Origin of the sequence: Paraburkholderia atlantica (genome assembly GCF_009362785.1) — a bacterium.
GTDB classification, from domain to species: domain Bacteria; phylum Pseudomonadota; class Gammaproteobacteria; order Burkholderiales; family Burkholderiaceae; genus Paraburkholderia; species Paraburkholderia atlantica.
The window spans coordinates 64,991-76,934 of record NZ_WHNQ01000027.1 but is presented as its reverse complement, the minus strand read 5'-3'; the positions used below and the strand labels follow the sequence as shown (position 1 = coordinate 76,934).

The window sequence follows — 11,944 nt, the reverse complement described above, 5'->3', positions numbered from 1 at the left end:
TACGGATAATGGATCAATTCGCCAAAGAGACTCTGCCAATCTCCCTTGAGGAGGAAATGCGCCGTTCGTATCTCGATTACGCGATGAGCGTGATCGTAGGGCGAGCGCTTCCCGATGTCCGCGATGGCCTGAAGCCGGTGCACCGGCGCGTGCTGTACGCGATGCACGAGCTGAACAACGACTGGAACCGCGCCTACAAGAAGTCGGCGCGTATCGTCGGCGATGTCATCGGTAAATACCATCCGCACGGCGACACCGCTGTCTACGACACCATCGTACGGATGGCGCAGGACTTCTCGCTGCGCTACATGCTCGTCGACGGTCAGGGGAACTTCGGTTCGGTCGACGGCGACAACGCCGCGGCGATGCGTTACACCGAAATCCGCATGGCGAAGATCGGCCACGAACTGCTGGCCGACATCGACAAGGAAACGGTCGACTTCGTGCCGAACTACGACGGCAGCGAGAACGAGCCGGCCATCCTGCCCGCGCGCATCCCTAATCTCCTGATCAATGGCTCGTCCGGCATCGCGGTCGGCATGGCGACCAACATCCCGCCGCATAACCTCAACGAAGTCGTCGACGCGTGTCAGCATTTGCTGAAAAACCCGGAAGCGACGATCGACGAGCTCATCGAGATCATCCCCGCACCGGACTTCCCGACCGCCGGCATCATCTACGGCGTGGCCGGCGTGCGCGACGGCTATCGCACCGGTCGCGGCCGCGTCGTGATGCGCGCGCTGACGCACTTCGAGGAAATCGACCGTGGCCAGCGCATGGCGATCATCGTCGACGAATTGCCGTATCAGGTGAACAAGCGTTCGCTGCTCGAGCGTATCGCCGAGCTCGTCAACGAGAAGAAGCTCGAAGGCATTTCCGACATCCGCGACGAATCCGACAAGAGCGGGATGCGTGTCGTGATCGAGCTCAAGCGCGGCGAAGTGCCCGAGGTCGTGCTGAACAACCTTTACAAGGCGACGCAGCTTCAGGACACGTTCGGCATGAACATGGTCGCGCTCGTCGACGGCCAGCCGAAGCTCCTGAATCTGAAGGAAATGTTGACGTGCTTCCTGTCGCATCGCCGGGAAGTGCTGACGCGGCGCACCGTCTACGAACTGCGCAAGGCGCGCGAACGTGGTCACGTGCTCGAAGGTCTTGCGGTTGCGCTCGCGAACATCGACGAATTCATCGCGCTGATCAAGGCCGCGCCGACACCGCCTATCGCCAAGCAGGAACTGATGTCGCGCTCATGGGATTCGTCGCTCGTGCGCGAAATGTTGTCGCGCGCCGAGACGGATAACGCGTCGGCGGGCGGTCGCGAAGCTTATCGTCCGGAGGGGCTGAACCCGTCGTTCGGCATGCAGGCCGACGGCCTTTACCGCTTGTCCGATACGCAGGCGCAGGAAATCCTGCAAATGCGTCTGCAACGCCTGACCGGTCTCGAGCAGGACAAGATCATTGGCGAATACCGCGACGTGATGGCGCAGATCGCTGACCTGCTGGACATCCTGGCTCGCCCGGAACGCATTTCGGCGATCATCGTCGAAGAACTCACGTCGATCAAGGCCGAATTCGGGGATGCGCGTCGCTCGAAGATCGAGTTGAACGCGACCGAGCTGAACACCGAAGACCTGATCACGCCGCAGGAAATGGTCGTGACGATGTCGCACGCGGGCTACGTGAAATCGCAGCCGCTGTCCGAATATCGGGCCCAGAAGCGCGGCGGTCGTGGCAAGCAGGCCACTTCCATGAAGGAAGACGACTGGATCGACACGCTGTTCATCGCCAATACGCACGACCACATCCTGTGCTTCTCGAATCGCGGCCGTGTGTACTGGGTCAAGGTCTACGAGGTACCCCAGGGCTCGCGCAATTCGCGCGGGCGGCCCATCGTCAATATGTTCCCGCTGCAGGAAGGCGAAAAGATCACGGTCGTGCTGCCGGTCAAGGAGTTCTCGGCCGACAAGTTCGTGTTCATGGCGACCGCGTTAGGAACGGTAAAGAAGACACCGCTCGAAGCATTCAGCCGGCCGCTGCGCAAGGGTATTATTGCGGTCGGTCTCGATGAGGGTGATTACCTGATCGGCGCCGCGATCACCGATGGCCAGCACGACGTGATGCTGTTCTCGGATTCGGGCAAGGCAGTGCGCTTCGACGAAAACGACGTGCGTCCGATGGGCCGCGAGGCGCGCGGCGTGCGCGGCATGCAGCTCGAGGACGGCCAGAACGTGATCGCGTTGCTGGTGGCCGGCGACGAGCAGCAGTCGGTGCTCACCGCGACCGAGAACGGTTTCGGCAAGCGCACGCCGATCACCGAGTACACGCGTCATGGCCGTGGCACGAAGGGCATGATCGCGATCCAGACGTCGGAGCGCAATGGCAGGGTCGTTGCCGCGACGCTCGTGGACCCGGAAGCGCAGATCATGCTGATTACCACGACGGGCGTGCTGATTCGCACGCGAGTGTCGGAAATTCGTGAAATGGGACGCGCAACGCAAGGTGTTACACTCATCAGCCTTGACGAAGGGACCAAGCTGTCCGGTCTGCAACAGGTAGCTGAGGCCGAGGGCGAGTCGGAAAACGATTCCGACGGCTCCACTGAAGGTGATAACGGCGGTGAGGGCGGCGGCGCGGCCTGATCCGTGCCAGCGGCTTTCAGTCTCAGTTAATACGTTGAAGCTACGCTGCGGGTCAACGCGTATCGGGCCGGTACGCTTTCCCGTGCGGCGTGCGGTTCAAGTTAATTTCTCTTAGGGAGTAATGATGCAAAAACGATTTAAACAACTGATGTTGCTGGCTGCCATCGTGCCGACCTTCGCCATGGCTCAAGCGCTGCAGAACCAGGCGCCCGCAGCTCCGGCTGCTGCAGCAGCACCGGTTGATCCCGCCAAGCAAGCTGCCATTAAGGACCTGCTCGACGCCATCGACGCGCAGAAGCTGGTTGGCGCAATCGGCAACAGCGCGCAGATGCAGGCCAAGCAGCTCGTGCCGGCAATCCTGTCGGACGCGCTGACCGAGAACAAGACGATGACGGACAAGCAGAAGCAGGCTGCCGTGCCGGCCCTGCAAAAGAACGCGGTACCGAAGCTGGTGGACGCGGCAGGTCAGGTCTTCGCAACCGACGCTTTCCGTCAGGACGCGATGCAAGCTCAGTACGATGCGTACGCGAAGTACTACAGCGTGTCGGAAATCAAGGACCTGACCACGTTCTACAAGAGCCCGACCGGCCGCAAGTTCATCCAGGTGCAAGACCAGGTTGGCCGCGACGTCGTGAACGGTCTGATGCAGAAGTACATGCCGGAATCGATCAAAGCAACGCGTGATCAGGCCGACAAGGAAGTCGCATCGGTCAAGGCGGCTGCCAAGTAAATTCCGCTCGCGGGCGCTCATCAGTCGGCCTGTCGCCGCGCCCGCTGGGCCGCCCGGCGTGGCGGGTTGGCGGCGACAATGCGATAATGGTCGTTTGCGCACTGGCGCAGACGGCCATTTTCTTTTTCGCCGAGCCATTTCGCAGTTCTTTTCGCCGATTCCCGCGCGACATTGTTATTTCGCGCCCGCTTCCAGGACCTCACATGCGCGTTTTTAATTTCTCCGCCGGCCCGGCGGCCATGCCCGAAGAAGTGCTGCGCCAGGCAGCCGACGAGATGCTGAACTGGCAAGGCAGCGGCATGAGCGTGATGGAAATGAGCCATCGCGGCAAGGAATTCATGTCGATCCACGAAGCAGCGCTGACCGATCTGCGCGAGTTGCTGCAGGTTCCGGCAAGCCACCGCATCCTGTTCCTGCAGGGCGGCGGGCTCGGCGAAAACGCGATCGTGCCGATGAACCTGCTCGGCTCGAAACCGCGTGCTGATTTCGTCGTCACCGGCTCGTGGTCGCAGAAATCGTTCATGGAAGCGCACAAATACGGCACCGTGCATCTTGCCGCGACCGGCAAGACAGCCGACGGCTTCACCCGCGCGCCGGCGCGCTCTGAATGGCAACTGTCGGACGATCCGGCTTACGTGCATTTGTGCACCAACGAGACCATTCACGGCGTCGAAACTTTCGAGATTCCCGACCTCGGCGACATTCCGCTCGTCGCGGACGCGTCGTCGCATATCCTGTCGCGCCCGATGGACATCGCCAAATACGGCGTGCTGTTTGGCGGCGCGCAGAAGAACATCGGCATGGCGGGGGTGACGGTTGTGATCGTGCGTGAGGACATGCTCGATCGCGCGATGCCGATCTGCCCGTCGGCATTCGAATGGAAGACCGTCGCCGAGAACAACTCGATGTACAACACGCCGCCCACCTATGCGATCTATATCGCCGGGCTCGTGTTCAAGTGGTTGAAGAAGCAGGGCGGGCTCGTGGCGATGGAGGCACGCAACCTCGAAAAATCGAAGCTGCTGTACGACACGATCGACTCGAGCAGCTTCTATCTGAACAAGGTCGAACGTGGCTCGCGTTCGCGGATGAACGTACCGTTCTTCCTTGCCGACGAGTCGCGCAACGAAGATTTCCTGTCCGGCGCGAAAGCGCGGGGATTGGTGCAGCTAAAGGGCCACAAGTCCGTCGGCGGCATGCGGGCGTCGATTTATAACGCCGTCCCGCTCGAAGGCGTCAAAGCGCTTGTCGAATACATGAAGGAATTCGAACAGCGCAGCGCCTGAGTCACACTGACCGGCAGGCGCGCGCATCTTTTCCAGCAGTTACCCGGCAGAGCCGTTTTACGCATGGACGACGAACTCAATACACGACTTAAACCTCTGCGCGATCGCATCGATGCGCTCGACGCGCAGCTGATCGCGCTCCTGAACCAGCGCGCGTCGGTCGCGCTCGAAGTGGGCGAGGTCAAGAAGCATTTCAACGCGCCGGTGTTCCGGCCCGAGCGCGAGATGCAGGTGATCGCGCGCCTGCAGGAAATGAGCGCGGGTCCGCTAGCGGACGAACACATCAGCGCGATCTGGCGCGAGATCATGGCAGCGAGCCGCGCGCTAGAAAAGAGCATCAAGGCCGCGTACCTCGGGCCGGTCGGCACCTATAGCGAACAGGCGATGCACGAGTACTTCGGTCAGTCGATCGAAGGGTTGCCGTGCCCATCGATCGACGAAGTATTCCGCTCGGTCGAGGCTGGCGCTGCAGACTACGGCGTCGTGCCGGTCGAGAACTCGACCGAAGGCGCGGTGTCGCGCACGCTGGATCTGCTGCTGCAAACGCAGCTGACCATCGGCGGCGAACTCGCATTGCCGATCCATCACAACCTGCTCACGCAGAACGGTCTCGTCGGCGTCACGCGCGTCTGCGCGCACGCGCAAGCGCTTGCGCAGTGCCAGCGCTGGCTGTCGACCAATGCGCCGCATCTCGAGCGTCAGGCGGTGTCGAGCAATGCGGAAGCCGCACGGATGGCGTCCGAAGATCCGACCGTCGCGGCCATCGCCGGCGACCGCGCCGCGATCCACTACGGCCTGCAGGTCACCAACGCGCTGATCCAGGACGATCCGCACAACCGTACGCGCTTCGTCATGATCGGCAAGGAGCCGACCGGTCCGAGCGGCTACGACCAGACCTCGCTGATCGTGTCGGTCGCGAACGAACCGGGCGCGATGGTCAAGCTGCTCGAGCCGCTCGCGCGCCACGGCGTGTCGATGACACGTTTCGAATCGCGCCCCGCGCGCGTCGGCACGTGGGAGTACTACTTCTATATCGACGTCGAAGGCCATCGCGACGATCCGGCCGTGGCGGCCGCGCTCGCGGGCCTCGGCGAAAAAGCCGCGTTCCTGAAGATACTCGGCTCGTATCCGCGCGCCCGCTAAGGGCTGGCAGCGCAGCGCGGGCGGCGCCGCGTGCGCCGCCCGAACGCATATTTCACTATCCATCGTCGTTCGGAGATTTTCATGACAGCGTCTTTCGGCCCTTCCTATGTGCGTGCGATCGCGCCGTACATCGCCGGCAAGCCGATTTCGGAAGTGGCCCGTGAGTTCGGTCTCGACGAGGCGAGCATCGTGAAGCTGGCATCGAACGAGAATCCGCTCGGCATGCCGGAATCCGCGCAGCGCGCGATGGCGCAGGCGGTCGCCGATCTCGGCCGCTATCCGGACTCGAACGGTTTCGAGCTGAAGGCGGCGCTCGCCGCGCGTTACGGCGTGCCGGCTGAGTGGATCACCCTCGGCAACGGCAGCAACGACATCCTCGAACTCGCGGCGCACGCGTTCGTCGAGAAGGGCCAGGCGGTTGTGTTCTCGCAGTATTCGTTCGCGGTTTATGCGCTCGCGACGCAAGGCGTCGGCGCGCGCGCGATCGTCGTGCCGGCGGTGCGCTACGGTCACGACCTCGACGCGATGCTCGCCGCGATCGACGACGACACGCGTCTCGTGTTCGTCGCCAATCCGAACAATCCAACCGGCACGTTCGTCGACGGCCCGACGCTCGAGGCGTTTCTCGGCAAGGTGCCGCGCCACGTGGTCGTCGTGCTCGACGAGGCGTACACCGAGTATCTGTCGGCAGACAAGCGCTACGACTCCATCGACTGGGTGCGCCGCCATCCGAACCTGCTGGTTTCGCGTACGTTCTCGAAGGCGTTCGGGCTTGCGGGCTTGCGCATCGGCTTCGCGATCGCGCAGCCCGGGTTGACCGATTTGCTGAATCGACTGCGTCAGCCGTTTAACGTAAATACGCTCGCGCAAGCCGCGGCGATTGCGGCACTGAACGACAGCGCGTTTCTGCAGAAAAGTGCCGCGCTGAACGCGCAGGGCTATACGCTTCTGACCGAGGCGTTCGACAAGCTCGGCCTCGAATACGTGCCGTCCGAGGGCAACTTCGTGCTCGTGCGCGTCGGCAGCGACGACAAAGCCGGCGCCCGGGTGAACCTCGCGCTGCTGAAGCAGGCCGTGATCGTGCGACCGGTCGCCAACTACGGCTTGCCGCAGTGGCTGCGCATCACGATCGGCTTGCCGGAGGAAAACGAAGCGTTCCTCGCTGCGCTCGAGAAGACGCTTGCCGAGCCTGCCGCAGCATAAACATTGAACCTTGACCCCGCGCGTCGAACGGCAGGAGTGGCGCGCTTAATGTCCGTATTGTGTGAGCGACGTGGCCGCGTTTTCTTTTAACAAGCTGGTGATTTTCGGTGTCGGCCTGATCGGCGGATCGCTCGCGCGCGCGTTGCGTGAACGCGGCGAAGCCGGTGGAGCGCGCACGGTGATCGGCGTCGGACGGACGTCCGCGTCGAGCGAGCGCGCGTTGGCGCTCGGGGTGATCGACGGCGCCGCGGTGCTCAACGACGACGTCGCGCTGCGCGACGCGCTCGCGGGCGCGGACTTTGTGCTGCTCGCGGCGCCGGTCGCGCAGACCCAGCCGCTGCTCGAACGCATCGCGCCCCATCTCGACGCGAAGACGATCGTCACCGATGCGGGCAGCACCAAGTCCGACGTGGTCGCCGCCGCGCGCGCGGCGCTTGGCGCGCGGATCGGGCAGTTCGTGCCGGGCCATCCGATCGCCGGCCGCGAGTCGAGCGGCGTCGATGCCGCATTGCCCGATCTGTACGTGAACCGCAACGTCGTATTGTGCCCGCTGCCGGAGAACGCGCCGGAAGCGGTCGAGCGCGTCGCGGCGATGTGGCGCGCCACCGGCGCCTTGGTGCGGGACATGACGCCGCAGCAGCACGACCGCGTATTCGCGTCGGTCAGTCATCTGCCGCATGTGCTGTCGTTCGCGCTGGTCGAGCAGATCCTCAATTCGCCCGACGCCGCGTTGAAGTTCTCGTTCGCGGCGGGCGGGTTTCGCGACTTCACGCGCATTGCCGCGTCGAGTCCGGAGATGTGGCGCGACGTCTGCGTCGCCAATCGCGTGGCGCTGCTCGACGAACTCGACGCGTACACCGCGGTCCTCGCGCGCCTGCGCACGGCGATCGAAGCCGGCGACGGCGCCGCGCTCGAAGCCGTGTTCGCGCGCTCGCGCGTCGCGCGCAGTCAGTGGCAAGAGCAGCGCGCGGCTGGCGTAGCCAGTGGCGACGCGTCGAAATAACCGGAAACTGGACACATCATGGAATTCCTCGATCTCGGACCTTTTTCCCGTGCGTCCGGCACGGTTCGTCTGCCCGGCTCGAAGAGCATCTCGAACCGGGTGTTGCTGCTCGCCGCGCTCGCCGAAGGCGAGACGACGATCACGAACCTGCTCGATTCCGACGACACCCGCGTGATGCTCGACGCACTCGAAAAGCTCGGCGTGCGTTTGAAGCGCGACGGCGACACCTGCGTCGTGACCGGCACGCGCGGCGCGTTTACGGCGCGCACGGCTGACCTGTTCCTCGGCAATGCGGGCACGGCGGTGCGTCCGCTGACCGCGGCGCTCGCCGTGAACGGCGGGGACTACCGGATCCACGGCGTGCCGCGCATGCACGAGCGGCCGATCGGCGATCTCGTCGACGGTTTGCGCCAGATCGGAGCGAAGATCGACTACGAGCAGAACGAAGGCTATCCGCCGCTGCGCATCCGTCCCGGCCAGATCATGGTTGACGCGCCGATCCGCGTACGCGGCGACGTGTCGAGCCAGTTCCTGACCTCGCTGCTGATGACGCTGCCGCTGTTGCGCACCGCGAGCGGCGTCACCACCGTGCAGGTCGACGGCGAGCTGATCTCGAAGCCGTACATCGAGATCACGATCAAGCTGATGGCGCGCTTCGGCATCGAGGTCGAGCGTCACGGCTGGCACCAGTTCGTGGTGCCGGCGGGGCAGCGTTATCGGTCGCCGGGCACGATCATGGTGGAAGGGGATGCGTCGTCGGCGTCGTATTTCCTTGCCGCGGGCGCGCTTGGCGGCGGGCCGCTCAGAGTGGAAGGAGTGGGCCGCGCGAGCATCCAGGGCGACGTCGGGTTTGCCGATGCGCTGATCAAGATGGGCGCGAATCTGCAGATGGGCGACGACTGGATCGAAGTGCGTGGCGTCGGCAACGACCATGGCAAGCTGGATCCGATCGACATGGACTTCAACCTGATCCCCGACGCCGCGATGACGATCGCGGTCGCCGCGCTGTTCGCGGACGGCACGACCACGCTGCGCAACATCGCGAGCTGGCGTGTGAAGGAAACCGACCGCATCGCCGCGATGGCGACCGAGCTGCGCAAGGTTGGCGCGAAAGTGCAGGAAGGCGAGGATTTCCTCGTCGTCACGCCGCCCGAAAAGCTGATCCCGAATGCCGCGATCGATACCTACGACGACCACCGCATGGCGATGTGCTTCTCGCTCGTAAGCTTGGGCGGCGTGCCGATCAGGATCAACGACCCGAAGTGCGTCGGCAAGACGTTCCCCGATTATTTCGAGCGCTTCACGGCGCTCGCGCAACCCTGATTCGCGTGCGAATCGCCCCGATGTGCGACATTTTTAGATGAAACCGACCCGTCCCTTTCACCAGACGCCCGTCATTACGATCGACGGCCCCAGCGCCTCCGGCAAAGGCACAGTGGCCGCGATGGTGGCCGCCAATCTCGGCTTTCACCTGCTCGACAGCGGCGCGCTGTACCGGCTCGCGGCCCTCGCGAGCTTGCGCTATGACATTGCGGCGGACGACGTCGACGCACTTGTCAAACTGATCGACGACCTCCACATCACGTTTCGCGAGGGGCTCGCGCAGCTAGATGGGATCGACGTATCGACCGAAATTCGCGCCGAGGAAGTGGGCAGCCGCGCCTCGGCGATCGCCGTGCACGCGCCCGTGCGAACCGCGCTGGTGGCGCGCCAGCGGGCGTTTCGCAAGGAGCCGGGGCTGGTCGCCGACGGCCGCGACATGGGCACCGTGATCTTCCAGGACGCCGCGCTGAAGGTGTTCATGACCGCGAGCGTCGAGGCCCGCGCGGCGCGCCGGCATAAGCAATTGATCCAAAAAGGATTTTCTGCTAATATAGATGACTTGCTCCGGGATTTGCGTGAGCGCGACGAGCGTGACAGTCAGCGCGCGGCCGCGCCGCTCAAGCCCGCGGCGGATGCAAAGCTGCTTGATACCTCCGCATTGTCGGTCGACCAGGCGGTCGAGCAGGTGGTGCAATGGTATGAAGCGCTGGTCACGCAGTAGTGGCCAGCGGCGGCAGTGCCGTTGTTGGTAGGTGCTTCGCGATGGTCGCGAAGCGTTGTTTTTAACCCTTTAACCCCGCGTGGCGTTCGCGTATTTGCCGCAGTTGCTGACCAGTCCGGTGAGCCAGGCGTTGCGAAGACCATGCAAACTCTGATTTTTATGTCCGACCTGCAAACCTCTACCCCGAATACCGAATCTTTTGCGGCTCTGTTCGAAGAGTCGCTGACCAAGCAGGACATGCGCGCTGGCGAAGTGATCTCCGCCGAAGTCGTGCGTGTCGACCACAACTTCGTGGTCGTGAACGCTGGTCTGAAGTCCGAAGCCTACATCCCGCTCGAAGAGTTCCTGAATGACGCGGGCGAGGTAGAAGTGCAGGCGGGCGACTTCGTTTCCGTCGCGATCGACGCGCTGGAAAACGGCTATGGCGACACCATCCTGTCGCGTGACAAGGCGAAGCGTCTGGCTTCGTGGCTGTCGCTGGAAAAGGCGCTGGACAACAACGAACTCGTGACCGGTACGATCACGGGCAAGGTCAAGGGCGGTATGACCGTGATGGTCAACGGCATCCGCGCGTTCCTGCCGGGTTCGCTGGTTGATACGCGTCCGGTCAAGGACACGACCCCGTACGAAGGCAAGACCCTCGAATTCCGCGTCATCAAGCTCGACCGCAAGCGTAACAACGTCGTGCTGTCGCGCCGCGCTGTCATCGAGGCAACGCAAGGCGAAGAGCGCGCGAAGCTGCTCGAAACGCTGAAGGAAGGCGCGATCGTCGAAGGCGTGGTCAAGAACATCACCGACTACGGCGCGTTCGTAGACCTCGGCGGTATCGACGGCCTGCTGCACATCACCGACATCGCATGGCGTCGTGTGCGTCATCCGAGCGAAGTTCTGTCGGTTGGCCAGGAAGTCACCGCGAAGATCCTCAAGTTCGACCAGGAAAAGAACCGCGTTTCGCTCGGTATCAAGCAACTGGGCGACGATCCGTGGGAAGGCATCTCGCGCCGTTACCCGTCGGGCACGCGTCTGTTCGGTAAGGTCACCAACATCACCGACTACGGCGCATTCGTCGAAGTGGAATCGGGCATCGAAGGCCTCGTCCACGTGTCGGAAATGGACTGGACCAACAAGAACGTTGCTCCGTCGAAGGTTGTCCAGCTGGGCGACGAAGTCGAAGTCATGGTTCTCGAAATCGACGAAGACCGCCGTCGTATCAGCCTCGGCATGAAGCAGTGCAAGCCGAACCCGTGGGACGACTTCAGCCGCAACTTCAAGAAGGGCGACAAGATCAGCGGCGCCATCAAGTCGATCACCGACTTCGGCGTGTTCATCGGTCTGCCGGGCGGCATCGACGGTCTGGTTCACCTGTCGGATCTGTCGTGGAGCGAAACCGGCGAGGAGGCCGTTCGCAAGTACAAGAAGGGCGACGAAGTGGAAGCGATCGTTCTCGGCATCGACGTCGAGAAGGAACGTATTTCGCTGGGTATCAAGCAGCTCGAAGGCGACCCGTTCAGCAACTACGTTGCAATGAACGACAAGGGTTCGGTCGTCGACGGTACCGTCAAGTCGGTGGACGCGAAGGGTGCTGTGGTCCAGCTGTCGGGTGAAGTCGAAGGCTATCTGCGTGCTTCGGAAATCGCCCAAGACCGCGTGGAAGACGCTCGCAACGTGCTGAAGGAAGGCGACAAGGTCAACGCGATGATCATCAATATCGATCGCAAGTCGCGTGGCATCAACCTGTCGATCAAGGCGAAGGATTCGGCTGAACAACAGGAAGCCATCCGTGGTCTCGCTGCTTCGGATTCGAGCGCAGCCGCTACCGGCACGACGAACCTCGGCGCGCTGCTGAAGGCCAAGCTCGACGGCCAGAACCAGTAAGCCTGAGAGGTCTGCTGCAGT

At 63.1% G+C, this 11,944-nt stretch carries 9 protein-coding genes; all 9 read left to right on the top strand.

The annotated features are described in order from the left end of the window. The first annotated feature begins 8 nt into the window (after positions 1 to 8). Positions 9 to 2,639 carry a DNA gyrase subunit A gene (gene gyrA / locus GCT19_RS29970; RefSeq protein WP_026228726.1) on the top strand — a complete coding sequence of 877 codons (2,631 nt, stop codon included), beginning with the start codon at positions 9 to 11 and terminating at the stop codon, positions 2,637 to 2,639. Between the two features lie 124 nt (positions 2,640 to 2,763). Further along, positions 2,764 to 3,369: a DUF2059 domain-containing protein gene (locus GCT19_RS29965; protein WP_013090147.1), complete on the top strand. Its 606-nt coding sequence runs from the start codon at positions 2,764 to 2,766 to the stop codon at positions 3,367 to 3,369. A 203-nt stretch (positions 3,370 to 3,572) separates the two neighbouring features. Further along, positions 3,573 to 4,655 carry a 3-phosphoserine/phosphohydroxythreonine transaminase gene (serC, locus tag GCT19_RS29960; protein ID WP_152853939.1) on the top strand — a complete coding sequence of 361 codons (1,083 nt, stop codon included), beginning with the start codon at positions 3,573 to 3,575 and terminating at the stop codon, positions 4,653 to 4,655. Between the two features lie 63 nt (positions 4,656 to 4,718). Beyond that, complete coding sequence (pheA, locus tag GCT19_RS29955) at positions 4,719 to 5,798, top strand: prephenate dehydratase (RefSeq protein ID WP_018435643.1); 1,080 nt, start codon at positions 4,719 to 4,721, stop codon at positions 5,796 to 5,798. A gap of 81 nt (positions 5,799 to 5,879) precedes the next feature. After that, positions 5,880 to 7,001, top strand: coding sequence for a histidinol-phosphate transaminase (gene hisC, locus GCT19_RS29950; protein WP_152853938.1), 1,122 nt, complete (start codon positions 5,880 to 5,882; stop codon positions 6,999 to 7,001). Between the two features lie 61 nt (positions 7,002 to 7,062). Continuing rightward, positions 7,063 to 8,004 carry a prephenate dehydrogenase gene (locus GCT19_RS43595; RefSeq protein WP_184130257.1) on the top strand — a complete coding sequence of 314 codons (942 nt, stop codon included), beginning with the start codon at positions 7,063 to 7,065 and terminating at the stop codon, positions 8,002 to 8,004. Between the two features lie 18 nt (positions 8,005 to 8,022). Further along, the gene (gene aroA / locus GCT19_RS43590; RefSeq protein ID WP_227749350.1) at positions 8,023 to 9,327 is read left to right on the top strand and encodes a 3-phosphoshikimate 1-carboxyvinyltransferase; all 1,305 of its coding nucleotides are present in this window, start codon (positions 8,023 to 8,025) and stop codon (positions 9,325 to 9,327) included. Between the two features lie 37 nt (positions 9,328 to 9,364). Beyond that, a complete protein-coding gene (cmk, locus tag GCT19_RS29940; RefSeq protein WP_026228727.1) occupies positions 9,365 to 10,048 on the top strand; it encodes a (d)CMP kinase in 684 nt (227 codons plus the stop codon). Positions 10,049 to 10,189: 141 nt separating this feature from the next. Next, the gene (rpsA, locus tag GCT19_RS29935; protein WP_008921410.1) at positions 10,190 to 11,923 is read left to right on the top strand and encodes a 30S ribosomal protein S1; all 1,734 of its coding nucleotides are present in this window, start codon (positions 10,190 to 10,192) and stop codon (positions 11,921 to 11,923) included. Positions 11,924 to 11,944 lie beyond the last annotated feature (21 nt).